Annotated in this window: 21 protein-coding genes; 18 read left to right on the plus strand and 3 right to left on the minus strand. The window is 46.3% G+C overall.

The genetic code is table 11. The annotated features are described in order from the left end of the window. Positions 1-7: 7 nt before the first annotated feature. Entirely contained in the window at positions 8-424 is a 417-nt protein-coding gene (locus ACT6R0_RS01640; RefSeq protein ID WP_444652324.1) for a hypothetical protein, read from the minus strand. Here ACT6R0_RS01640 and ACT6R0_RS01645 point away from each other — a divergent pair. The 15 genes from ACT6R0_RS01645 (at position 333) to ACT6R0_RS01715 (ending at position 18,402) form a co-directional block, all read left to right on the plus strand. Beyond that, complete coding sequence (locus tag ACT6R0_RS01645; RefSeq protein ID WP_444650700.1) at positions 333-848, plus strand: response regulator transcription factor; 516 nt, start codon at positions 333-335, stop codon at positions 846-848. The genes ACT6R0_RS01640 and ACT6R0_RS01645 overlap by 92 nt on opposite strands. Before the next feature lie 206 nt (positions 849-1,054). Further along, positions 1,055-3,346, plus strand: coding sequence for an NADP-dependent malic enzyme (locus ACT6R0_RS01650; protein WP_444650702.1), 2,292 nt, complete (start codon positions 1,055-1,057; stop codon positions 3,344-3,346). 180 nt (positions 3,347-3,526) lie between these two features. After that, complete coding sequence (gene ruvA, locus ACT6R0_RS01655; protein ID WP_444650704.1) at positions 3,527-4,108, plus strand: Holliday junction branch migration protein RuvA; 582 nt, start codon at positions 3,527-3,529, stop codon at positions 4,106-4,108. A 3-nt stretch (positions 4,109-4,111) separates the two neighbouring features. Beyond that, positions 4,112-11,473 carry a T9SS outer membrane translocon Sov/SprA gene (sov, locus tag ACT6R0_RS01660; RefSeq protein ID WP_444650706.1) on the plus strand — a complete coding sequence of 2,454 codons (7,362 nt, stop codon included), beginning with the start codon at positions 4,112-4,114 and terminating at the stop codon, positions 11,471-11,473. Positions 11,474-11,540: 67 nt separating this feature from the next. Then, positions 11,541-11,921: a glycine cleavage system protein GcvH gene (gene gcvH, locus ACT6R0_RS01665; protein WP_444650708.1), complete on the plus strand. Its 381-nt coding sequence runs from the start codon at positions 11,541-11,543 to the stop codon at positions 11,919-11,921. Then, positions 11,914-12,309, plus strand: a complete 396-nt coding sequence (locus ACT6R0_RS01670; protein WP_444652305.1) for a VanZ family protein — start codon at positions 11,914-11,916, stop codon at positions 12,307-12,309. Before gcvH ends, ACT6R0_RS01670 begins: the two co-directional genes overlap by 8 nt. A gap of 25 nt (positions 12,310-12,334) precedes the next feature. After that, complete coding sequence (deoC, locus tag ACT6R0_RS01675; protein WP_444650710.1) at positions 12,335-13,078, plus strand: deoxyribose-phosphate aldolase; 744 nt, start codon at positions 12,335-12,337, stop codon at positions 13,076-13,078. A 293-nt stretch (positions 13,079-13,371) separates the two neighbouring features. After that, positions 13,372-14,274: a heme o synthase gene (cyoE, locus tag ACT6R0_RS01680; protein WP_444652306.1), complete on the plus strand. Its 903-nt coding sequence runs from the start codon at positions 13,372-13,374 to the stop codon at positions 14,272-14,274. Between the two features lie 3 nt (positions 14,275-14,277). After that, the gene (locus ACT6R0_RS01685; RefSeq protein WP_444650712.1) at positions 14,278-14,853 is read left to right on the plus strand and encodes a cytochrome c oxidase subunit 3; all 576 of its coding nucleotides are present in this window, start codon (positions 14,278-14,280) and stop codon (positions 14,851-14,853) included. A gap of 47 nt (positions 14,854-14,900) precedes the next feature. Then, the gene (locus ACT6R0_RS01690; RefSeq protein WP_444650713.1) at positions 14,901-15,878 is read left to right on the plus strand and encodes a cytochrome c oxidase subunit 3; all 978 of its coding nucleotides are present in this window, start codon (positions 14,901-14,903) and stop codon (positions 15,876-15,878) included. A 20-nt stretch (positions 15,879-15,898) separates the two neighbouring features. Then, positions 15,899-16,252: a cytochrome C oxidase subunit IV family protein gene (locus ACT6R0_RS01695; protein ID WP_444650715.1), complete on the plus strand. Its 354-nt coding sequence runs from the start codon at positions 15,899-15,901 to the stop codon at positions 16,250-16,252. A 72-nt stretch (positions 16,253-16,324) separates the two neighbouring features. Beyond that, positions 16,325-16,993 carry a hypothetical protein gene (locus ACT6R0_RS01700; protein WP_444650717.1) on the plus strand — a complete coding sequence of 223 codons (669 nt, stop codon included), beginning with the start codon at positions 16,325-16,327 and terminating at the stop codon, positions 16,991-16,993. After that, the gene (locus tag ACT6R0_RS01705) at positions 16,993-17,622 is read left to right on the plus strand and encodes an SCO family protein (protein ID WP_444650719.1); all 630 of its coding nucleotides are present in this window, start codon (positions 16,993-16,995) and stop codon (positions 17,620-17,622) included. The genes ACT6R0_RS01700 and ACT6R0_RS01705 overlap by 1 nt, the downstream gene beginning before the upstream one ends. Continuing rightward, positions 17,622-18,170 (plus strand): DUF420 domain-containing protein, encoded by a 549-nt coding sequence (locus ACT6R0_RS01710; RefSeq protein ID WP_444650721.1) that lies wholly within the window; start codon positions 17,622-17,624, stop codon positions 18,168-18,170. The genes ACT6R0_RS01705 and ACT6R0_RS01710 overlap by 1 nt, the downstream gene beginning before the upstream one ends. 1 nt (position 18,171) lies before the next feature. Next, the gene (locus ACT6R0_RS01715; RefSeq protein WP_444650723.1) at positions 18,172-18,402 is read left to right on the plus strand and encodes a hypothetical protein; all 231 of its coding nucleotides are present in this window, start codon (positions 18,172-18,174) and stop codon (positions 18,400-18,402) included. Positions 18,403-18,509: 107 nt separating this feature from the next. Here the strand turns inward: ACT6R0_RS01715 and ACT6R0_RS01720 are convergent, their stop codons facing one another. Next, on the minus strand, positions 18,510-19,904 hold the full coding sequence (locus tag ACT6R0_RS01720; protein ID WP_444650725.1) for a DUF4403 family protein: 1,395 nt from the start codon (positions 19,902-19,904) through the stop codon (positions 18,510-18,512). 142 nt (positions 19,905-20,046) lie between these two features. Between ACT6R0_RS01720 and ACT6R0_RS01725 the strand changes: the two genes are divergently transcribed. The 3 genes from ACT6R0_RS01725 to tsaB are packed head-to-tail and all read left to right on the plus strand — an operon-like array spanning position 20,047 to position 23,462. After that, on the plus strand, positions 20,047-21,495 hold the full coding sequence (locus ACT6R0_RS01725) for a TolC family protein (RefSeq protein WP_444650727.1): 1,449 nt from the start codon (positions 20,047-20,049) through the stop codon (positions 21,493-21,495). A gap of 5 nt (positions 21,496-21,500) precedes the next feature. Then, positions 21,501-22,799, plus strand: a complete 1,299-nt coding sequence (locus tag ACT6R0_RS01730) for an efflux RND transporter periplasmic adaptor subunit (protein ID WP_444650729.1) — start codon at positions 21,501-21,503, stop codon at positions 22,797-22,799. A 3-nt stretch (positions 22,800-22,802) separates the two neighbouring features. Continuing rightward, the gene (gene tsaB / locus ACT6R0_RS01735; RefSeq protein ID WP_444650731.1) at positions 22,803-23,462 is read left to right on the plus strand and encodes a tRNA (adenosine(37)-N6)-threonylcarbamoyltransferase complex dimerization subunit type 1 TsaB; all 660 of its coding nucleotides are present in this window, start codon (positions 22,803-22,805) and stop codon (positions 23,460-23,462) included. A gap of 6 nt (positions 23,463-23,468) precedes the next feature. Here tsaB and ACT6R0_RS01740 read toward each other — a convergent pair whose 3' ends face one another. Then, positions 23,469-24,149 (minus strand): hypothetical protein, encoded by a 681-nt coding sequence (locus ACT6R0_RS01740; protein WP_444650733.1) that lies wholly within the window; start codon positions 24,147-24,149, stop codon positions 23,469-23,471. Positions 24,150-24,189 lie beyond the last annotated feature (40 nt).

The following is a 24,189-nucleotide window of genomic DNA, read 5'->3' on the forward strand; positions in this document are numbered from 1 at the left end:
AAAGGGGTTACATGGGATCCCTGATCCATTTTTCAAATACCGATACCCTTACCCAATTCATTGACTGCCCATAATAGCCAACCTTCATGAGCTTATCGATATTTATTTCAGACCCGGAGCAGATCCCAATGAGTTCCCATTTACCTTTATTTTTCGGGAACAGTCCGCCCCCACTGTCACCGCCGGCAACAGTATACTCCAGTGGCAGCGGTTTTGAAGAACCCATCATGTTGCAGTCGCTCCGGGTGGGGTGGTCAAAGTCGGCGTATAATTGCGCATAGTGGCCATTCACTTTTTTGCCGCCCAGGCTGTCGATAGTATTTTCGCCCGCGATGCCGTATACCGATTGTTTTTCGCTTGCTGCGAAGATCCGCCATGCCGACACCCGGATCCCAATGATGTTCCTGACTGCCAGATCGGACATCCGCGACATTCGTGAAGGTTATGCCAGTGGGGGCAATGACTACCTGCGTAAGCCTTTCAGCCTTGACGAATTATTTTTGAGGGTGGAAGAACTTTTGCGACGTAATAACGAAACTCCCGGAACAGGTAATGGCGACTCCATTGGGAGTTATGCCTTTTACTACAACCGCCAGGAACTTGCCGCGAGCGATGGCAGCATTGTAAAGCTTTCGCACAAAGAAGCCGAATTACTCTCCCTGCTCCTGCAGCACCGCAACCGTATACTGGGCCGTAAGGCCGCGTTGCTCAAGCTATGGGGCGACGACAGCTACTTCAACACCCGTAACATGGATGTGTACATTACCCGCCTGCGTGCAAAGCTCAAAACTGACCCTTCGGTAGAGATCGTGAACATAAGGGGTTATGGGTATAAGCTGATCTGCTGATCTGTCAGTTGGATATTATTTCACAAAGTTTCACAAAGATTTGAAGCTGTGGTTCTTTACCCCGGCCCAGTATGCCTTTGCGAGGTTTTGTTCCTGATTTGTCCATCTTTGCGGTACAGTTTCTGAGCTAAAAAGAAAACCGTTAAAAATTTCACAGTTCCGTTCATAGGCTTACCTTTGTGGGTTGAGTTACCAAAAATCACAAAATGAACCAATACAGTAAAAGAAGGGAAGCATTGTTGTATCACGCCAAGCCGCACCCCGGAAAGATCCAGGTAGTGCCTACAAAGCCTTACGCGACCCAAAGGGACCTGTCACTGGCCTATTCGCCCGGTGTTGCCGAACCCTGCCTCGAGATCGCAAAAGATGTGAACAACGTATATAAATATACTGCCAAAGGGAACTTAGTCGCCGTAATATCCAACGGTACTGCCGTACTTGGGCTGGGTGATATTGGCCCCGAAGCTTCTAAGCCGGTAATGGAAGGCAAAGGCTTGCTGTTTAAGATATTTGCCGATATCGATGTTTTCGATATTGAAGTCGGCACCAAGGATGTCGATGCTTTTATTGAAACCGTAAAAAATATTGCCCCTACATTTGGAGGCATCAACCTCGAGGATATCAAGGCGCCGGAGTCGTTCGAAATTGAGCGCAGGCTGGTAGAAGAACTCAACATCCCGGTGATGCATGACGACCAGCACGGTACTGCCATCATATCTTCGGCAGCGCTGCTTAATGCGATCGAATTGGCCGAAAAATACATCGACAGCATAAAAATCGTGGTATCCGGGGCCGGCTCGGCAGCGCTTGCCTGTGCCAACCTGTATCTCCTGTTAGGTGTAAAGGTGGAGAATATCATCATGTTCGATAAGGATGGTATGCTGGTGAACAGCCGTACCGACCTTTCGGACCTGCAACGGAAATATGCTAAGGACGGCGGAACACTATCTTTGGCGGAAGCCATAAAAGGGGCGGACGTATTTCTGGGGCTTTCGGTGGGTAATATCCTTACGCCCGAAATGCTGCTTGATATGAATGCCAACCCCATTGTATTTGCAATGGCCAACCCTATTCCTGAGATAGATTATGACCTTGCCATGGCTACCCGCGAAGATATCATTATGGCAACAGGCCGCTCCGATCATCCTAACCAGGTAAATAATGTACTTGGGTTTCCGTATATTTTCCGTGGGGCGCTCGATGTGAGGGCTACCAAGATAAATGAGGAAATGAAAATGGCTGCCGTTGTCGCCCTTGCCGAACTGGCCAAAGCGCCGGTGCCGGAACAGGTGAACATTGCCTATGGCGAGACCAAGCTCAACTTTGGCCGCGAGTACATCATCCCGAAACCGTTTGATCCAAGGCTTATCGCGGTAGTGCCGCCGGCCGTGGCCAAAGCGGCTATGGACAGTGGCGTAGCGGATCACCCGATACACGACTGGGACAAGTATACTGAGGAATTGCTGGAACGACTTGGCAGCGATAATAAAATGGTACGCCTGCTTACCAACAGGGCCAAAACCGACCCGAAACGCATTGTTTTTGCCGAAGCCGACCATCTCTCGGTATTAAAGGCAGCACAGATCGTGCTCGAAGAAAAGATAGGTTTCCCGATACTTTTGGGTAATCGTGAAAAAATAAACCTGCTGAAGGAAGAACTGGGCTTTGAAGCCGAAGTGACTATCATTGACCCTAAAACCGATGCAGAGGATGAAAGGCGCTATCGTTATGCGGAGGCATTTTGGAAAAGCAAGCAACGCAGGGGCGTAAACCTGCTGGATGCGCAAAAGTGGATGCGTGAGCGCAACTACTTTGCCGCCATGATGGTAAATGAGGGCGAGGCCGATGCCATGGTAACAGGTTATTCGAGAAGTTATCCTTCTACAGTGAAGCCTATCATGCAGCTTATCGATAAGGCGCCGGGAGTGACCCGTATTGCCACTACGAACATGATGCTTACCAAGCGCGGCCCCATATTCCTGTCGGATACGGCAATAAACCCGAACCCTAACGCCGATGACCTTGCGAGGATCGCCCTGATGACAGCACGTACAGTACGTATGTTCGGTATGGAGCCGGTAATAGCCATGCTGGCATTTTCCAACTTTGGCTCCTCTACCGATCCGGCAGCCGTAAAGGTACGCCAGGCGGTGGCGCACCTGCATGAAAATTATCCTGACCTGATCGTAGATGGTGAGATACAGGCCGACTTTGCCCTGAACCCTGAAATGCTGATGGATAAGTTCCCGTTCTCTAAACTTGCAGGTAAAAAGGTGAATACGCTCATATTCCCAAATCTTGAATCGGCTAACATTACGTATAAGATATTAAAGGAACTGAATAAGGCAGTTTCCATAGGACCGATAATGCTGGGCATGGACAAGCCGGTACACATTTTCCAGTTGGGTGCCAGCGTTGAGGAAATGGTCAACATGGCGGCTGTTGCAGTAGTTGATGCACAGGAAAAAGAAAAGCGCATTAAAATGGCTAAGAAGTAAATGGCATTTATGTATCAGAAGGTTATTGCAGATCGTTCAAATGAAGATCTTGCTGATAATTCCCGGGACCTGACATGTTTTCAAAACCTGTCAGGTCTTAGTGGTTAATTACGGAACATATTATATTGTGGTTGGGGATTAAAGAATTTTACTATTTTTGGGACTCGTTAAAAAAATGTTATGATAGCACATCTTCAGGGGAGAATGGTGGAGAAAACGCCTACGGGTGTAGTAATAGACTGCAATGGCGTGGGTTATGATGTGAACATTTCGCTGCATACATATTCGCTCTTACCCGATTCAGAAAATGTAAAACTCTACATTTTTCTTCAGGTAAAGGAGGATTCGCATACTCTTTTCGGATTTGTTGAAAAGGCTGAGAAGGAACTTTTCAAGCTGCTCCTGTCGGTGTCGGGCGTAGGTGCGGGCACGGCAAGGACAATGCTGTCATCGCTGGAGCCAAAGCATATCATTAATTCTATTGCTTCGGGTGATGTGGGCACGATACAGTCCATTAAAGGGATAGGCACCAAAACTGCTCAGCGCGTAATACTTGATCTGAAGGATAAAGTGTTAAAACTATATGATCTGGGCGAAGTTTCGGTTCCGGGCTACAATACAAATAAAGATGAGGCGTTATCTGCCTTGGAGGTATTGGGCTTTAACAAAAAATTAGCGGAAAAGGTGATCGAGAAGATCGTTAAGGACGATTCTGCGGCCGGTGTGGAGACAATAATAAAACAAGCATTAAAAAATTTATAGTCCTTGAAAACAGAATACTCTAAAGATCTATATATCAGGATAAAATATACGTTTTCGGTACTTTTTTTCATTTTCAGCATCGCGGCCCAGGCCCAGGTGGATGAAGAAGAAGAGAGTGAAAAGTCACGGGATACCATTAAAGGATATAACACCGGAAAGGTAGAGATCGAGAACCCGAAAAGCATTGTCGAGGCCTATATGTATGACCCCGCGACCGATCGCTATATTTATACCAATAAATTTGACGGGTTCAACATCAATTACCCGATAATACTTACGCCCGACCAGTACCAGGAACTCGTATTGCGGGAGTCGATGCGCCAGTATTACCAGGAAAAATCGAAAGCTGTAGATGGCAAAGGGACGGAAGAGGAAAAACGCAACCTGCTGCCCCGCTACTATGTGAACTCCAGCTTTTTTGAAACCATTTTTGGTGGAAATACGATCGACATAAAACCGCAGGGATCGGTAGAGCTCGATCTTGGTGTACGCTATACCAAGCAGGATAACCCCTCGCTTTCGCCAAGGAACAGGAGCACCTTCACCTTCGATTTTGATCAGCGCATTTCCATGAGCCTTCAGGGAAAAGTGGGTACAAGGCTGGCTGTGAATGCCAACTACGATACGGAATCTACCTTTGCTTTCCAAAACCTTATCAAGCTGGAATATACACCAACGGAAGACGACATTATCCAGAAGATAGAGGTAGGTAATGTAAGCTTCCCGCTGTCCAACTCATTGGTACGCGGGGCACAGAGCCTTTTTGGTGTAAAGATGGCATTGCAATTTGGGAAAACCACCTTAACAGGTATATTCTCCGAGCAAAAATCGCAAACCAAGACCGTAACGGCACAAGGCGGAGGAACCATTCAGGAATTTGAATTATTCGGGCTTGATTATGACGCCGACAGGCACTTTTTCCTTTCGCAGTATTTCCGCAACCAGTACAACAACTCGCTGCGCAGGTACCCACTTGTAGACAGCCGTGTACAGATAACCCGCATGGAGGTTTGGGTGACCAACAGGCAAAACAGGATCAATGCGCAGGAGAACAACTCCAGGAACATTGTAGCGATACAGGATCTTGGTGAGTCGCAGGTGCAGGAAGTGGGTGTTGCCAATCCACGTGATATTACTGACGAAGCAGTAGGCTTTCCGAACAACGGAGGCTTTTTCCTGGTGCCATTTAACAGCCCGCCGGATAACGGCAACAACCAGCTGAACCCGGAGATAATACCGGCAGGTTACCTTGCACAGAACGTGAGGGAGATCGTAACCCTTGGCAGCAACAGCTTTCAGGGCGGACTTGTAGCCAGCGAAGGCCGCGACTATGCCAAACTGGAAAATGCAAGGAAACTGAACCCTAACGAATATACCTTCCACGAGCAATTGGGATATTTATCCCTTAATCAAAAGCTGAATAACGATGAGGTGCTTGCGGTAGCCTACCAATATACCATTGGGGACCAGGTATACCAGGTGGGAGAATTTGGTACAGATGGTGTGGCCGCGACCGTGGTAGATGATACGACCACTCCCGGGCAGCCGATACCGGCCACGCAGTCGCTTATACTTAAGATGCTTAAGAGCAACCTTGTGAGCGTGGAGGAGCCGGTGTGGGACCTTATGATGAAAAACGTATACCAGATCCCGGGAGGCTTCCAGCTTACGCAGGAAGATTTCCGCTTTAATATATTATATACCGACCCTTCGCCGCTGAACTACATCACTCCTGCGACCGACCCCGTGACCGGTGCACCATATCCCTTCCCTTCTCCTGAGAACATGGAAGGCCCGGTTGCCGATACACCTTTGATGCGTGTATTTAACCTTGACAGGCTTACCTATGCCAATGACCCGCAGGAAGGTGGTGACGGTTTCTTCGACTTTGTGCCGGGACTTACCATAGACGCGCAGAACGGTCGTATCTTTTTTACCACGGTAGAGCCTTTTGGTGAATACCTGTATGACAAGCTTGGCGATGCTACCAATATCGAAGACTATCATGACGATGACGATGAAAGTACCTACAATGCCAACCAGAAGCGCTATGTGTACCGCAAAATGTATAAGAGCACCCAGGCCGATGCGTTGCAGGAGAGCCAAAAGAACAAGTTCCAGCTGAGAGGGCGCTTTAAGTCGACCGGAGGCGATGGCATACCGATCGGTGCGTTCAACGTACCGCAGGGTTCGGTCGTAGTGACCGCGGGAGGGCGTGTGCTTGTAGAAGGGCAGGACTATACCGTGAACTATCAGGCAGGGCGCGTACAGATAATGGACCCGTCATTGGCGGCATCCAATACCCCGATCGAGGTCTCGGTAGAGAACAATGCTGTGTTCGGGCAGCAGACAAGGCGCTTTGCGGGTTTCAATATCGAACATAAATTTACCGATAAATTCCTTGTAGGCGCTACGGTGCTCAACATGTCCGAGAGGCCGTTCACCACAAAGACCAACTACGGGCAGGAATCGGTTAACAATACCATATTCGGGCTTAACACGACGTATTCTACAGAAGTGCCGTTCTTTACCCGACTGGTGAACAAGCTGCCTAATATAGATACGGATGTGCCGTCGAACTTCTCCTTTAGGGGTGAGGTAGCAGTGCTGAAGCCGGGCGCATCGAAAGCTGACCAGTTTAACGGCGAGGCTACGACCTATGTAGACGACTTCGAAGGTTCTCAAACCAACATAGACATGCGTGGCGCGCAGGGATGGTCGCTTGCCAGTGCTCCGGTAGGGCTGGGAGGCGAAGCTCCGGTCAACGATATAACGGGGGGGTACCGCAGGGCAAGGCTTGCATGGTACAGCATTGACCCTACCTTTTATGCGGACGGGTCGCGTCCGTCTGGCATCTCTGCCGCAGACATATCCCAAAACAGGACAAGGCGCGTATATTTTGACGAGCTTTATCCGGTTACCGATGTGGTGCCGGGCCAGACCAGGGTAGTGAACACACTCGACCTTAGCTACTACCCGCAGGAGAGGGGGCCGTATAACTACAACCCTATCGCACAGGCTACCAACGGTTTTACGCAAGCTGAGGCTGCCAATAACTGGGGGGGTATCATGCGGGCCATTAACTCGACCAATTTTGAGCAGACCAATGTGGAATACATCCAGTTCTGGATAATGGACCCGTATCAGGGTTCTGACCAAATACCACAAACTAATACCGGTGTGCTGGAGATCAACCTGGGTGAAATATCTGAAGATATACTAAAAGATAACAGGAAACAGTACGAGAACGGGCTTCCTGGTACTAATGGCAACGACCCTACCTTTACCTCTGCATGGGGTAAAGTGCCGGTATCGCAGTCGCTCATTTATGCCTTTGATACCAACACGGCCAACCGTAACCTGCAGGATGTGGGGCTTGACGGATTGGGTGATGAAGAAGAGGCAATGATGTTCCCGGGATGGGGCGATGACCCTTCGGCAGATAACTACCAGTTCTTCCTTAGTGCCAATGGTAACGTTCTGGACAGGTATAAAAGATATAACGGCACCGAAGGCAATTCGCCGGTAGATGTTGGCAACAACAACAGGGGCAGCACTACGCTTCCGGATACCGAGGACATCAACAGGGACAATACAATGAACACCATTGATGCCTATTTCCAGTATACCATTCCCATCCAGCCGGGTGTGCAGCCTGGCGAGGGCTATGTGGTAGACCAAAGGCCTTTCGACGGAAGGACGGCATCAGATGGGACCACACTACAAGGAAGGTGGCTACTGTATAAAGTTCCCGTACAAGGTGCCGGGGCCACAGCGATCGGCGGCATCAGCAGTGTGCGTTCTATCCGATTCATGAGGATGATCATGAAGGGCTTCAGCAGCGATGTTACGCTTCGTTTTGGTGCGCTCGACCTTGTAAGGGGCGAGTGGAGAAGGTATACCAACTCAATGGACCAGGACCTGACCAATGAGCAGAACGATGTTCTTGACGACCGCACAGGCTTTGACGTAGTGGCACTTAACATTCAGGAGAACGGCGAAAGGTCGCCAATAAAATATGTTTCGCCTCCGGGTGTGCAAAGAGAGCAATTGTATAATAACAATGCGGTCATAAACCAAAATGAGCAGTCGCTTTCGCTTAGGGTGTATGCTACAGACGGGTCAACTTCAGATACCAAAGGACTTGAGCCGGGTGATGCCCGCGCTGTGTTCAAGAGCGTGAACGTTGATATGCGCCAGTATAAAAAGATCAGGATGTTCCTGCATGCAGAGCCGCTTCCTGCCAACAATGGCGGCGGAAACCCGACCGCGAATCCGCTGCCGGAGGTAAATGCGCTGCTGGACGGTGAAATGAAAGGGTTTTTGCGTTTTGGTAATGACTTTACCGATAACTTTTATCAAATAGAAAAGAGGCTTAAGCTGTCGCCTTTCGGCACCAGGTCAGAAGATGAAGTTTGGCCGAAGGATAATGAGATCAACGTATCTATAGACGCGCTGACACGATTGAAGATCGATGTGCTTAACGGCACCGCAGGCGACCCGGATATTTATGGGGTTTATTATCGTGATATAGACGAAACAACGACCATTGGTATAAAAGGTAACCCTAACTTTGGTTATGTGCGTACGCTTATGCTGGGAGTTAAGAACGCCACGCCGTATCCTACTGAGAACAGCCCTGTAAGGCACCTTAGGGGTGAAGTGTGGTTCAATGAGCTTCGCCTTTCGGACATGGACAGCAAGGGCGGTATGGCAGCGATCGCCAGTATGGATACCAACATGGCCGACTTTATGACATTCTCAGGAACGGGAAGGATGAGCACCATAGGTTTTGGTACCATTGAACAAAGCCCTAACGAAAGGAGCAGGGAGGATGTGAAGCAGTATGACCTTGTGACCAACTTTTCGCTGGGCAAGCTGTTGCCAAAGAACTGGCGCATCAACCTGCCGTTCAACTACGGTGTGGGTGAGGAGATCATTACGCCCGAATATGACCCATTCCAGCAGGATATCCGCCTGGAGCAATTAATGGACGAGACCGACGACCAGGCCACAAGGGACAACCTGCGCGACAGGGCGATAGATTATACCAAGCGGACAAGCATCAACTTCATTGGGGTTAAGAAAGAAAGGGCGCCCGAGGCGAAACCTCATATCTATGACCCTGAGAACGTAACGCTGTCCTACTCTTACAATAAGACAGAGCACCATGATTATGAGGTGGAAGACATGCTTGATCAACAGGTAAGGGTGTCCGCCGATTATAACTATAATTTCCAGAACAAGCCTTTGGAGCCGTTCAAGAATACGGCGTTCATGAAAAAAAGCAACTACTGGAAGCTATTGAGCGACTTCAACTTCAACTACCTCCCGTCGAGCATTTCATTCAGCTCCAACATTATCAGGCAGTTCAACAGGCAGCAGTACCGTAATGTAGATGTCGAGGGTATTCCTATCAATCCACTATACAGGAGGAATTATTTCTTCAACTACCAGTACGGGTTCAATTATAACATTACCAGGTCGCTTAAGTTCAACTACCAGGTGTCTACCAGCAATATTGTAAGGAACTACCTGGATGAAGAGAATATGCCGATACAGGACCTTACCGTGTGGAATGATTTCTGGAATACAGGGGAGGCCAACTCGCATACACAGAATTTTGTAGTGAATTATGATCTGCCGCTAAACAAGGTCCCGGCGCTTAGCTTTGTTAAGTCGACGTACCAGTATAAAGGCACATTTATGTGGCAGCGTTCGTCCGATGCGCTTTCTACCATCAATGCGCTTGCGGACCCGGATAGCCCTGAACTTGGCTACAGGGATTTCAGTTTAGGTAATACTATCCAGAATTCCAATATGCATACGCTGAACACTACCCTCAGCATGGACCAGTTTTATAAGTACCTGGGGCTTGGCAAGAAGAAGCCGGCCGCTAAAAATGCAGCGCCAAAGCCTGCCCCTAAACCGGGCGAAAAAGTTGCAGCTGCCCCAAAACCGGCAAGCAATGGCAATGTGTTTGTTGATGGACTGATAGGGGTACTTACCAGTGTGAAGACAATACAGATAAACTATACTGAAACTAATGCAACCGCATTGCCGGGGTATGTGCCGGGGATAGGGTTCCTGGGTACTACAAAGCCGGGCCTCGACTTTGTATTCGGGAGCCAGAGCGATATACGTTATGAAATGGCAAAGAAAGGCTACCTGACGGATTATTATGGCTATAACCAAAACTATACACAGGTAAATTCAAAAGACCTGAGGCTTTCGGCGAATATGGACCTTTTCCCTGACTTTAAGATCGACCTTACTGCCAACAGGGTGTATTCTGAAAACTATTCGGAACAGTATGACGTGAGTCCGAACGGCGTGTACAACCCGCGTTCGCCATATACATTCGGTAACTTCGAGATATCGACCATCCTGATAAAAACAGCCTTCAGCCAAAGCGATGTGAACGGCTCGGAAGCTTTCGATTCCTTTAGGGAGAACAGGCTCGTGATAGCCAACAGGCTTGCGGAGCAGCATTATGGCAGTTCAACTTTCCCAAGGTACCAGCCCACAGGAGGCAATACATTTGCTGATGCCAACGTGGGCTACCCCGTAGGCTTTGGTAAGAACAGCCAGGCGGTATTGCTGCCGGCGTTCCTTGCAGCCTATTCCGGCCAGGATGCAGAGAAGGTTTCTACCGGTACCTTCAGGAACGTGCCGCTGCCTAACTGGGTGATAAAATATACCGGCCTTATGCGCTACAAGTTCTTTAAGGACAGGTTTAAGCGATTCTCGCTGCAGCATGGCTATACCGCATCGTACAACATTAATGCCTACAGGTCGAACTTTGAATACAGGCCGGTTAACAACGGGCAGGATAATGGTGGAGCGGGTAACTTTTATACAAGGAATATTATCTCTAATATTAACCTTTCCGAAAACTTCAGCCCCCTTATCCGCATCGACATGGAGATGAAGAACTCGGTAAAGGTATTGGCGGAGATAAGAAAAGACCGTGTGCTTAACATGAGTTTTGACAATAACCTTCTTACCGAAGTAAAAGGTAATGAGTACATACTCGGGCTTGGCTACCGAATTAAGGACGTGACCATCAACTCGAGCCTTGCCGATAATCCGCAAAACGTTATAAAGAGCGACATCAACCTTAAGGCTGACTTCTCCATGAGGAAAAATGAAACCATTGTGCGCTACCTGGATTATGATAACAACCAGCTTGGGGGTGGACAGAATATGTGGTCGGTGAAGCTTTCGGCAGATTATGCCTTCAGCAAGAACCTAACGGCAATATTCTATTACGACCACTCGTTCTCGAAGGCGGTAATATCTACAGCATACCCTTTGACCAACATTCGCTCGTGGATCACACTGCGCTACAACTTCGGAAATTAACACAAAAAAACATTTTATAGTTCACACGATAAAACATACATTTGCTAAAACAAAACAAACTACACACATGAATATTCCTGCAGAATTAAAGTACACGAAAGACCACGAATGGGTGAAAATTGATGGCGATACCGCTACAGTAGGCATTACTGAATTTGCCCAGAAAGAGCTTGGCGACATTGTGTATGTTGAAGTAGAAACTGTGGACCAGACACTTGATAAAGACGAGGTTTTTGGTACGGTGGAAGCTGTAAAAACAGTATCTGACCTTTTTCTTCCGCTTTCAGGAGAGATCATAGAATTCAATGAGTCGCTTGAAACGGCTCCGGAAACAGTGAACAGCGATCCTTACGGCGACGGATGGATGGTAAAAGTGAAGATATCTGACGCTTCTGAAATAGAAGGCCTGCTTACCAGCGAACAATACAAGGAGCTTATTGGTGCGTAATAAATACTTTTGGGCGGCTATATTCTGGACAGTGCTTATTACTGTTGCCTGCCTTGTAAGTTCTGATAACTTCAGTGACCTTGAAAAGGTTGAGATGCCTGCGAAGGATAAACTGCTTCATGGCCTCTTTTATTTTGTATTTACCATTCTTTGGAGCTTTGGATTGAAGACGGTAAAAGTTTCTGATCCCGCATGGCAAAGGCGTATCGCATTTTCAATAGCAGTGGGTTATGGCATACTGATGGAGATCTTTCAGTGGTCCATGGACAACCACCGGTCGGCAGAAGTATACGACGCATTAGCCAACAGTGTTGGGGCCGCGATAGCGGTACTGGCACTCTGGTACTACCAAAAGAAAAAAATAAACAGGCGATCCCCGGCATATTAGCTGGGGATCTTTTATTTTAGTGGTTATGGATATAAAACAATATTTAGATTCGACTTATTTAAAGACCGCGGATCAGGCCGGCCTTACTGAGGCTGAGAACAGGGGTGTGGTGCGTAATGCCGTTCGGGAAGCCATTGATGAAAATTTTAAGCTGGTAATGTTGCGCCCCGATATGGTGGCAATGGCCCGGCAGATGATAAGTGACGCGCGCTCAACGGTCACTATCGGGACAGTTATCGATTTTCCGGCAGGCAAAGGTTCGCTTGAGGCAAAACTGGAAGAGGCCGTAAAGGCAATTGAAGACGGTGCTGACGACCTGGACTTCGTGCTGGACCATGAAGGATTTAGAGCCGGGAATGCCGAGGGAGTAAGAAAGCAGGTGTTGGAATGTACCCGCCTTGGCCTCTCGCATGGTAAGATAGTAAAATGGATCATAGAGATCGCGGCACTTAACGACCACGAGATCGTGCAGCTAAGCGCTTTAGTGAAAAATACCGTGATGATGCATTTTGAAGAGACTGCCTATAGCCGTGTTTTTGTAAAATCATCTACAGGCTTTTATGTTACTGCTGATGGAAAACCGAACGGGGCTACGGTCCCGGCGATAAAATTAATGCTTGAAAATGCCTATCCGCTCCCGGTAAAAGCTGCCGGGGGTGTACGTACCTATGAAGAGGCGGTAGAAATGATAGCGCTTGGCGTAAAGCGCATAGGGACCTCCTCGGCTAAAGCCATTGCAGAAGGCGGGGCTGCAGATCCGGGCTACTGACCTGCCGTTGAAGTGGAATTCCCCTTTTTGGGTTAGGTGCTAACAAAAGAACCTTCCCGTTTCGGGGAAGGCTCTCTCTTTCATAGCAATTTAACGACTTTTTCTTTTTCGTAGTAACAATTTAAACAACCTTATGAAGTCATTGCTTTTATAAGATGCAATGGAATTAGAAAGGTTGCGTGTTAATTTGTTTTTTATTTTCAGGGTAAAATTTCTTTTACCGCATTCCTTTTGAGGAAACGTATTTTTTGGACTATCTTTGCGCCAGTTTTTTAATACCAATGAAAATCACTTTGAACGCTTCGCAAACACAGGTTTCATTAAGATCGGTCTTTTCTGACTTTACAGCGATCACTAAGGCAAGGCTTGCCATAAGTGTTGTTTTTTCTTCAGTTGCAGGTTACCTGCTTGGCGTATCAGATGTTTTTCCTTTTAGCTGGACGACACTCGTTCTGCTTACCCTTGGCGGCTACTGCATGGTAGGCGCTTCCAATGTCTTCAACCAGATCATAGAAAAAGACCTTGATGCACTAATGGACCGTACTAAGAACCGTCCGATCCCATCGGGTAAGATAACTGTGCGCAATGCGTTTATATTGGGTTCAGTACTTACTATCCTGGGTATTGGGATCCTGTACAGCATCAACCCTAAGACCGCCATGTTCGGCGCCATTTCGATTTTCCTTTACACAAGTATATATACGCCTTTAAAAACCATAACTCCCCTTGCTGTATTCGTAGGGGCCTTCCCGGGTGCCATACCATTCATGCTTGGCTGGGTGGCCGCCACGAATGATTTTGGTATTGAGGCGGGTACGCTGTTCCTGATACAGTTCTTTTGGCAGTTCCCGCATTTTTGGGCCATTGGCTGGTTTTTGTTCGAGGATTACGAAAAGGCAGGTTTCTTTATGCTTCCTACGGGTAAAAGGGATAAAAAAACAGCGATCCAGACCATTATGTACACTGTTTGGCTCATTGCTGCGTCACTTCTTCCGGTCACAGGATTTACGGGTGAACTGAAACTTAGTATTGTTTCGGCTGTTATCGTTTTCCTTCTTGGCATATGGATGCTGGTGTATGCGGTAAAGCTGTATAACAAAATGGATGGCCCTGCTGCCAAAAAACTGATGCTGGTGAGTGTATCGTACATATCGCTGATGCAGGTAATATTAGTCGCCGATAAATTTTTGAGGTAAATTATGATGACAATTGAAGAGTATAACGAAAGGAGCGCGAAGTCTAAAAAGATGCTTCTTTGGTTTGGTATGGTGAGTATGTTCATGATGTTCGCCGGGTTAACAAGCGCCTATGTGGTGAGCGCTTCGAGGAAAGACTGGCTGAAGGATTTTAAAATGCCCGATGCTTTTATCATTAGCACGGCTGTGATAGTTGCCAGCAGCATTACATTCTACCTTGCTAAAATGGCAACAAAAAAAGGCGACAGGAACGGAGCTTCGCTGTGGCTTTTGGTAACGTTGGTGCTGGGCATTTCCTTTGTGGCGCTGCAGTTTTACGGATTTAGCCAGATCATCAGTATGGACCTGTATTTTACCGGCCCTAAGAGTACGGTAACTACATCGTTCGTTTACATCGTTACCATTGCGCACCTTGCCCACCTTTTTGCCGGGATCATTGTGCTTTTGGTGGTAATTTATAATCATTTTAAACAAAAATACGATAAGTCTCAAACCCTTGGATTAGAGTTGGGTGCAATGTTTTGGCACTTTCTCGATATTTTATGGGTTTACTTGTTTTTATTTTTCTATTTCTATTAATAGAAAAAAACTGTACATTTGAAAACTTTTTAACCTAACAATTTTATATGGCAGCGACAGTTACTACAACAGCTACTACAGGTAAAACATGGGACGGCGGAAATGAGCCGATGGGCGCTAGCTACGGCAAACTGATGATGTGGTTCTTCATCGTTTCCGATGCGCTTACGTTCTCAGGATTTCTTGCCGCTTATGGCTTTTCGAGGTTTAAATTCATTGAGACCTGGCCTATCGCGGACGAGGTGTTCAACCACTTCCCGTTCATGCATGGTGTGGATGCGCCGATGTATTATGTGGCGTTCATGACATTTATCCTTATCTTCTCATCTGTAACCATGGTACTTGCTGTTGACGCGGGCCACCACCTGCAAAAAACAAAGGTTGCTGTGTATATGGTGCTGACCATTATCGGTGGTTTTATCTTCCTTGGGTCACAGGCATGGGAATGGAAGAACTTCATCAAAGGCGAATATGGTGCTATTGAGACAAAAGGCGGTGCCATCCTTCAGTTCGTAGATACTGAAGGCAAGCGTGTAGCCCTTGCAGATTTTGCTGCTGATATCCCTACTGACCGCGTATCTAAAAAGAAAAGTGAAGGCATCTGGTTCCGGGAAGGTGCACAGCTGTCAACATATTCTGTTGAAGAGGTGGTAGAAGGCTTCAAGGCACATCCTAACCTTTTGGTAAGGACTGAACTGATCACTAAGGAGAAAAAGAAAACCGTACTGACAAGGGAAGAGTCGATAAAAAGGCTTGCCGATGCACAGATCGTTGTTGAAGGCGCTAACCTTGTAAGGAATGAGTACGGGCATAAACTATTTGCTAACTTCTTCTTCTTCATTACAGGTTTCCACGGTTTCCACGTATTTACGGGTGTAATGCTTAATGTCCTTATTTTCTTTAACGTGATCTTGGGTACATATGAAAAGAGGAGGAGCTACGAGATGGTTGAGAAGATCGGTTTGTACTGGCACTTTGTAGACCTTGTTTGGGTATTCGTATTTACATTCTTCTACCTGGTTTAATTATTTAAAACTTAAGCACAATGGCACACGCACACGAATCTAATACAAAAAGGATATGGTTTGTTTTCGGACTTCTATCATTGGTAACCATAGTTGAGGTTATACTTGGTATAGCAAAGCCGGAAGCACTATTTATGAATAACTTCCTGTACATGAACCTCCTTAACTGGATCTTCATCATACTAACCATCGTAAAGGCTTACTACATTGTTTGGGCATTCATGCACATCGAAGGCGAAAAAGGCAGTCTCAGGTGGTCGGTGGTAGCGCCGTTGGTATTCCTGGTGCTTTACCTGTTGTTCATCATACTTATAGAAGGTGATTATATCTTTGAAGTGTTCAAGGATGCGAACAACTACAAATGGTTGTTCTAAAAATATATTATTCATAAAAAGGCGGTTATTTCAACCGCCTTTTTTTATTTTTGCACAGGAAATTCCTTTATCATGAAACGTAAGATCGTTCTCCTTAGCCTGCTTGTTTTGCCACTTGCCATGTATGTTTATTTTTCGATGGCGAAGCACAATTCCCTTTACCTGCCAGTAATAACAAAGAACGTTGATGAAGCCCCGGCCGGAAAGACTTTAAACAATAAACCCGTACAGTTGAAAGGCAGTATTTCCATCATTGGCTTTTTAGGAAAGGATATCAGGAAGAAGAAGGAGACCATCTTTAATATCAACCAAAAGCTGAACAGCAAATACAAAGAGTTTAAAGATTTCCAGATCGTAATGGTGGTGCCCGATGGGGCACAGCAGGAAGTACAGGACGTTGCCGCTGAGCTTAAGACCATGGCCGACATTACTAACTGGAAATTCATATTTGCGCAGCCTGCCGATATTATAGCCTTTTATAATTCCCTTAAAGTACGCGAGCCACTAAGTGAAGACCTTTCTACGTACAATATTTTCATAGTAGATAAGGAGCGCAGCCTTAGGGGCAGGAAGGGCGAAAATAAAAAGACAGGTAAGGACGAGTATAAAGATGCCTACAATTCATTCTCTGCTGCCGAACTGCATAATGACATGACCGACGATGTTAAGATCGTACTTAGGGAATACCGACTGGCACTGAAAAAGAACGATACGCTCAAAGGCGCTAAAAGAAAGATATAATGAAAAAGAATACATATTCTTATATTGGTATTTCATTCATAGTACTCATATTCGGTATATGGGTGGTAAATGAATTGGGGGTGAAATTCGGGAAGTCTGACCTGGTGGAAATTGGCCCTGTGCCAAAGTTTGAACTTACCGACCAGGATGGTAAAAAAATCACGGATAAGGATTATTTGGGTAAAGCTTATGTGGTAGAGTTTTTCTTTTCTACCTGCCCATCCATTTGCCCGATAATGAACCGTAACATGCTAACACTTCAGGATGAGTATTACGGCAACCCTGAATTCGGTGTGGCATCCATTACCATCAATCCGGAATACGATACCTCAAAAGTCCTTAAGGAGCACGCTGATAAGCTGGGTGTAAAGCACTACAACTGGCATTTCCTAACCGGCAAAAGGGATTATATCTTTAACCTTGCAAAAGAGTTTAAACTGTATGCGGGCCAGGATCCAAATGCGCCCGGTGGGTTTGAGCATTCGGGTATGTTCGCGCTGGTAGATAAGGAAGGGAACATCCGCTGCAGGAAGGATAGCCTGGGCAACCCGATCATGTACTATGACGGCCTTAGTGATGATGGTGTTAAAGCCATAAAAGAAGATATTAAAAAATTACTTGAAGAATAATGGAGACTGTAAATAATAACGTTGAGGCAAAATATAATAAGTGGATATGGATACTATCCATAGCTATACCTCTTGTCGTAGCATTACTTTTCAGAGTTAACCTCAGAAAGCTAGGATATGATGTGCAGCCGCTGTCGTTCCTGCCGCCTATATATGCCGGGATCAACGGGCTTACGGCCATTGTGCTTGTAGTCGCGGTATGGGCTATAAAGAACAAAAAGCAAACCCTGCACGAAAACCTTATGAAGTTTGCCATCGGCCTTTCGGTATGCTTCCTTGCCATGTATGTAGCCTACCACATGACCTCCGATTCTACTTCCTATGGTGGTGAAGGCGCAATGAGGTATGTATACTTTTTCATATTGATCACGCACATCTGCCTCTCGGTTATCATTATCCCGTTTGTGCTGATCACGTATGTAAGGGCTTTGGCAGGCAATTTCGCAAGGCATCGCAAGATCGCACGCATTACCTATCCGTTGTGGCTTTACGTAGCGGTTACGGGCGTGATCGTTTACCTGATGATATCACCTTATTACGCACACTAACATGAAAACCTATAAATACATATTTGCTGCAATACTAATGGTTTTGCCTGTTTTGGCAAATGCCCAGTGCGCCATGTGCCGTGCCGCCCTCGAAAGCAGCGATGGCAACATAAAGGCCGAAGCTGTAAATGATGGCATCGTTTACCTTATGATATTACCCTACCTGCTTGTTGGACTTGTAGGCTATGCAGTATATAAGCTAAGAAAAAAGAAAAGGGCTGCGGCTCAGTAGTTTTCATTCGTAAGCATTACGATCAAACTGTAAACCATTAGAGCCGATGCAATTGAATCGGCTCTAATGGTTTACCGCGTCATACGCGCTGCATCTTCGAACTGAAATTATTTCATACCATCTATCTTCAGGTCCATTTTGCCTGTGCCTTTAATGAAGGCGATGATAGCATTGTTGGTAAGTTCTACCTTCTGGAACTCAAAGTCATTTAGCGTTCCATTTATGAATACGCCCGGTATAGGGGAGTAGTTGTTAAAGTAAGGCTGCATGTTTTTCTTGCCGTCCTCCAGGTTTTGTTTGATCGAGTAGCGGCAGCTCTCCTGGATCTTCCTGAGGATAAAGCCTTCGGCCAGCCAGTTTGCTGTTTTCATCAGGATGCTTTTGGTGTTCAGTACATAATCCATCTGGTCGAAATAGATCTCCTTCGTAACAGCATTATAGTTAGGATATCCTGTCAGATAGATCGTACCGTTGATGCTTCCCGACATGTCGAGTGCTATGATCATTTTGCCGTCCTTGCTCCAAAGGTCGACTTTTTGTACGGTCACCTTTCTTTTTCCGTCGCCAAATTCCTGTCCCTGGAAGTTTTTGGTAATGATCTTCGAGGCGCTTTCGTATGTTGAAACGGCAGCTACTACCACATCGATCTTGTCGGGCATGGTTTTCACCGCTTTGAGTACGACTTTCTCTTTTTTAAAGGTCTTTTTCGGTGCCTGTCCTACACGCGTCTCCATCGAACATTTGAGGCCCATGTTCATCGTGATCTGTTTTTTGTTAAGCACTGCATCAGTAACGTACAGCTCTTCCGGGTTCAGGGCGAACCAGGTCTCGAACTGCTCACTGGTCAGGAAGGGCGTGGTAAGCTTTTCAAGCGCATCCAGGACCTGTGGTTTGAAGTCGGCTACTTTTCCAAGCGAGTTATCGATCTCTTTTTCTATGCGCGACTTGAACATTTTTATCGCAGGATTGATCAGGTAAGTAACGGCCACTTTTTTGCCGGCAATGGTGATTGAAGGGCTTTCTTTCCATTCCAGCGACTCTATGGTGGTATCAGTTGTCATTTTCCAGTTTGAAAGTCCTATTTTGCTGTTAAAGGTAATTACAGCATCCATGTTCACCTCGCGTGTATCGTGTAGGTCCATGCCCAGTGCCGTAGTGCCGTAGCGTACATTGGCAGTGACTTTTATCGGAACGACCGATCGCAACTTTCCTTTATCTTCGGAGAATTTTATCGGGGCGGTTTTCCATACCTTTACCATGATGTCATCGTCCTTGATGTTGTTGTCTTCATAAATGAGTCCGGTCATCAGCTTGTTTATCTGCGTTTCCACATCGGCAATGGTAATGCTCACCGGCAGGTTAATGAACGACGTTGCCGACTGGTAGACTACATCGGTCGTGTTTCCGGGTTCCGGTTTGAGCGCCTCGATCTTTTTTGTGGTAGAGCATCCGGTAAATAATAGTGCGGCAGAAAGCAGTACGGCAGGCAGAAAAGTCCTCATAATAAGTAGAGTGTGATTTTTGCGGCAAAAGTACCATTATTTTTCGTAACAATTTTAACAGGAAAGCGTCTGATAAAAATATAATACGAATGGTAGCGTTAGATATTTTAATAAATTTGTAACCAATTCCCAAACCCGATATATGAAAAGCAGATTATATGCTGTGTTCCTTTTTGTTTTCGCCTTTTTTGTGACGGAAGCCAGCGGGCAGGCCAAAAAGTGGTCGTTGCAGGAATGCGTGGAGTATGCCTTAAAAAATAACATTTCCATAAAGCTGGCCGCGCTTGATGCCGAGGTAGTGAACATTGCCCGCAAGGATGCCTGGGGCGCTTTCTTGCCAACTGCCAATGCACAGGGCTCGCATTCATGGAACATAGGCCTTAACCAGAACATTACAACGGGACTATTAGAGAACCAGACCACGCAGTTTACCTCGGTAGGGCTGAATGTGGGAGTGGATATTTACAAAGGCCTTCAAAACCTTAACCGCTACCGCAGGGCTAACCTCGCGATTATTTCGGCGCAATATACGACCCTGAAAATGCAGGAGGACGTGGCGCTGAACGTGGCCAATGCATACCTGCAGGTGCTTTTCAATAAAGAGAACCTTAAAGTGCAGGAGCAGCAGTTAGCTTATGACAATAAGCAGATGGAACGGGTGCAGGAGCTTGTAGAAGGCGGTGCCGTGCCACGCGGTGACCTGCTGGATGTAAAAGCGACCGTAGCCGCCGACTATCAAAGAAAGGTAGCTGCCGAAAATACATTACTGATATCAAAGCTGAGCCTCGCGCAATTGATGCAGCTGGAAGACTTTCAGAATTTTGATACCCAGGACGGGGATTATGAAGTGGAAGCCGACCCGATACTGCTCGAGCAGCCTTCGACAATTTACAATAAGGCAAAGGAGCTAAGGACAGAGATAAAGATCGCAAAAGCCAATGTTGAGATAGCTGAAAAGGACGTGAAGATAGCCCGTGGCGCTTACCAGCCGACAATTACAGGGTTTTACAGCCTTACTACAAGGGCAGCATATTCTGACAGGATACTGGGCTCGATACTTGATCCTAACAATCCCACGACTTCAATAGGCTTTGTTGACGGGACCAATCAATTGGTATTTACGAATAACTATGTTCCTGTACTGGGCAGGTATGCGCCTATAATGGACCAGTTCAATGATAATAAAGGGCACTCATTCGGGATTGGTGTAAGCGTGCCGATACTTAACGGCTTTGCAGTTAGGAATAATGTGGAAAGGTCGAAAGTAGAGCTTGAACGCTCAAGGATAACACTGGAGCAAAGGGAGCAGGACCTGGAAAAGAACGTTTACACGGCCTACACCGATGCTATGGGCGCACTGAAAGCGTATGATGCTGCCGTGTCTGCTTCAGGTGCCAGGGAAGAATCACTCAACTACGCCAAAGAGCGGTATGAAGTAGGGCTGATCAATGTGTTCGACCTGAACCAGGCGCAAACGCTTGCTGTTAACGCACAATCTGAAGTACTGCGTACTAAGTACGATTATATCTTCAGGGTCAAGATACTTGAATTTTACTTTGGGGTACCTATCTCTCAAATTTCTCAAAAATAAACACCATGTCAAAAAAAACGATCTATTTTTTATTAGGCGGAGTTATACTGATCATCGTATTGTTGGTTGTACTGAAAAAAACAGGTGCCGTTGGCAATAAAGATGAAGGCAAAGAAGTAGAAACGGCATTGGTCAAAGAGATCACCCTGACCGAAACCGTTTCGGCAACAGGGAAAGTGCAGCCCGAAGTTGAAGTGAAAATATCATCGGAAGTTTCGGGAGAGATCATTGAGCTTCCTATAAAAGAAGGACAGGCTATAAAAAAAGGCGACCTCTTAGTCCGCATTAACCCGGATCTGTACGAATCGGGGGTGAGCAGGAGCTCGGCTTCGTTATCTACTGCACGCGCAGGGGTTGCACAGGCTGATGCACAGCTGAAAGAAGCCAAAGCCAATTATGACCGTAACAAGCGCCTGTTCGACAAGGGGGTTATTTCTAAGTCGGAATGGGATAAGATCGTTTCGGCGTATGAAGTGGCACAGGCAGGCAGGCAGTCGGCCTATTTTAACATGCAAAGTGCGGGCGCGACCGTGACCGAAGCCAGGGATAACCTGAACAGGACCACGATCTATTCGCCGGTAGACGGTACTATTTCAAAGCTGGACGCTGAACTGGGCGAGCGCGTGGTGGGTACACAGCAAATGACAGGTACAGAGATACTAAGGGTGGCCAACCTGAATAATATGGAAGTGGAAGTAGATGTGAACGAGAATGATATCGTGAAGATCGAGATAGGTGATGAGGCCAATATTGAAGTGGATGCTTACCTGAAAAAGAAATTTAAAGGAGTAGTTACCAGTATATCCAACTCGGCAAGCAGCACGCTTACCGCTGACCAGGTAACTAATTTTAAGGTGAAAGTAAGGATATTGAAAGAGTCGTATGAAGACATGACCAAAGGTAAGCCTTCGAACTACTCTCCATTCAGGCCGGGGATGACGGCTACGGTTGACATTATTACCGAAAGTAAGGAGAATATCCTTTCAGTGCCTATTAGCTCGGTAGTGGTAAAGGCTGATACTACATCCACAAAAAAAGATGTTGTAAAAGAACTGGAGCAAAAAGAGAAAGAACAAAAAACAGGCGTGGTTGAGAAAAAATACGAGTGCGTATTTGTAAAAGTAGGCGATAAAGCCGTACTAAGGCCAATAACTACAGGTATACAGGATGATACCAATATCGAGATCATCAAAGGGCTTAAAAAAGGCGATGAAGTGATCACAGGGCCCTATGCACTGGTCACAAAAGACCTTAACCCCGATGATAAAGTGAAAACCAAGCCCAAAGATAAAGACCAAAAATAAACAATGGCTTATATCTTAAATATCGAGACCGCCACAAAAAACTGCTCTGTTTGCGTGGCCAAGGATGGCGTGGTGGTGTCATTGAAAGAATATGCAGGCGAAGGGTACGCACATGCCGAAAAGCTTCACGTATTTATTGATGAAGCTTTGAGGGAAGCAGGTATTGACTACAAAAGTTTGGATGCGGTTGCTGTCAGTATGGGGCCGGGATCATATACGGGGCTGCGCATAGGCGTTTCTGCGGCAAAGGGGCTGTGCTATGCACTGTCGCTGCCATTGATCGCTATAGATACATTAGAACTGCTTGCCAGGCGACTTAAAATCGATGAAGGCCGGATCATCCCGATGATCGATGCGCGCCGAATGGAGGCGTATACGGCGGTTTTTGACGCAGGCTATCATAAGCTAAAGGAGACCAAAGCTCAGATAATCACCGAAGATCCATTTAACGAAATTGAAGGTACATTACATCTTGTTGGAGATGGTGCGGAAAAATGCCGTCCTGTGCTCAATTCTGCCAGGTTCGTGTATCATGAGGATATCGTATATCCGTCTTCCTCTGAGATGGCGATCGTATCGTACGATAAGCACAAAAAAAGCGACACCGTAGATGTCGCTTATTTCGAACCCTTTTATTTAAAGGATTTCCTTATTTCTAAATAGAAAAGTTTACAGGATCGTTTCAATGTAGCCTGAAAGCTCCTGAAGATCTGTTTCTTTTTCTACGTCAATTTTGTTTTTCTTGATAAAATCAAGTACTTCCTTGCTTTTACCCGGTACCAGGTTGGCAATATCTTTTTTGCCTGATACGAATACGATGTCGCCATTGTTTATTTGTACATAAAATTCATCGTCAGCCCTTTTGTATGTGGCAGGCTTAGATGTTGAATAGCTGTTTACAGCAGTGCTCCCCGGCTGAAGGTAGATCCTTTCCCTCTTGTAGATCTTAACTTTTGAGTTGTCGCTAACTACATTAAGGTAGCCGTTAACCTGCTCGCCATCTTCGGTCTTATAACTTTGTAATGAATAGACATCGCCTGTATTAGAAAGGGTTACGTTTATCCCCGGCTGTTTTGGTAAAGCCTGGGTCCTTTCGCCATTGTTCATTTCAAAATAATCAGAATAAGCATTATATTTTACAAGGATAACTTTATCGTTGCCTGCTATTTTAGCTGGTGTAAAATTCTCGCTCAGGTACATTGTTCCGGTAGCCGGAAGCGCCTTCTCGCCAGTAGCCATTATCTGGCCGCGTGCACCGCCGCTATGCACCGGGGTCTGGTTGATCTGCGCATTTATGAATAATGGCGAAAAGGCCAGTAGGATCGCAGGGATCAGATTGAATTTTTTCATTAGATCGATGTTTTAAAAAATTAGAGTGCCAAATATACTT

It is taken from the genome of Flavobacterium sp. (assembly GCF_052437795.1).
GTDB lineage: Bacteria > Bacteroidota > Bacteroidia > Flavobacteriales > Flavobacteriaceae > Flavobacterium.

Bases quoted from the DNA above. Each gene is read 5' to 3' on its own strand.
- ACT6R0_RS01645 (WP_444650700.1), top strand. From the start codon at position 333: ATGCCGTATACCGATTGTTTTTCGCTTGCTGCGAAGATCCGCCATGCC.
- ACT6R0_RS01640 (WP_444652324.1), bottom strand. From the start codon at position 424: ATGTCCGATCTGGCAGTCAGGAACATCATTGGGATCCGGGTGTCGGCA.
- ACT6R0_RS01650 (WP_444650702.1), top strand. From the start codon at position 1,055: ATGAACCAATACAGTAAAAGAAGGGAAGCATTGTTGTATCACGCCAAG.
- ruvA (WP_444650704.1), top strand. From the start codon at position 3,527: ATGATAGCACATCTTCAGGGGAGAATGGTGGAGAAAACGCCTACGGGT.
- gcvH (WP_444650708.1), top strand. From the start codon at position 11,541: ATGAATATTCCTGCAGAATTAAAGTACACGAAAGACCACGAATGGGTG.
- deoC (WP_444650710.1), top strand. From the start codon at position 12,335: ATGGATATAAAACAATATTTAGATTCGACTTATTTAAAGACCGCGGAT.
- ACT6R0_RS01685 (WP_444650712.1), top strand. From the start codon at position 14,278: ATGATGACAATTGAAGAGTATAACGAAAGGAGCGCGAAGTCTAAAAAG.
- ACT6R0_RS01690 (WP_444650713.1), top strand. From the start codon at position 14,901: ATGGCAGCGACAGTTACTACAACAGCTACTACAGGTAAAACATGGGAC.
- ACT6R0_RS01695 (WP_444650715.1), top strand. From the start codon at position 15,899: ATGGCACACGCACACGAATCTAATACAAAAAGGATATGGTTTGTTTTC.
- ACT6R0_RS01700 (WP_444650717.1), top strand. From the start codon at position 16,325: ATGAAACGTAAGATCGTTCTCCTTAGCCTGCTTGTTTTGCCACTTGCC.
- ACT6R0_RS01705 (WP_444650719.1), top strand. From the start codon at position 16,993: ATGAAAAAGAATACATATTCTTATATTGGTATTTCATTCATAGTACTC.
- ACT6R0_RS01710 (WP_444650721.1), top strand. From the start codon at position 17,622: ATGGAGACTGTAAATAATAACGTTGAGGCAAAATATAATAAGTGGATA.
- ACT6R0_RS01715 (WP_444650723.1), top strand. From the start codon at position 18,172: ATGAAAACCTATAAATACATATTTGCTGCAATACTAATGGTTTTGCCT.
- ACT6R0_RS01720 (WP_444650725.1), bottom strand. From the start codon at position 19,904: ATGAGGACTTTTCTGCCTGCCGTACTGCTTTCTGCCGCACTATTATTT.
- ACT6R0_RS01725 (WP_444650727.1), top strand. From the start codon at position 20,047: ATGAAAAGCAGATTATATGCTGTGTTCCTTTTTGTTTTCGCCTTTTTT.
- ACT6R0_RS01730 (WP_444650729.1), top strand. From the start codon at position 21,501: ATGTCAAAAAAAACGATCTATTTTTTATTAGGCGGAGTTATACTGATC.
- tsaB (WP_444650731.1), top strand. From the start codon at position 22,803: ATGGCTTATATCTTAAATATCGAGACCGCCACAAAAAACTGCTCTGTT.
- ACT6R0_RS01740 (WP_444650733.1), bottom strand. From the start codon at position 24,149: ATGAAAAAATTCAATCTGATCCCTGCGATCCTACTGGCCTTTTCGCCA.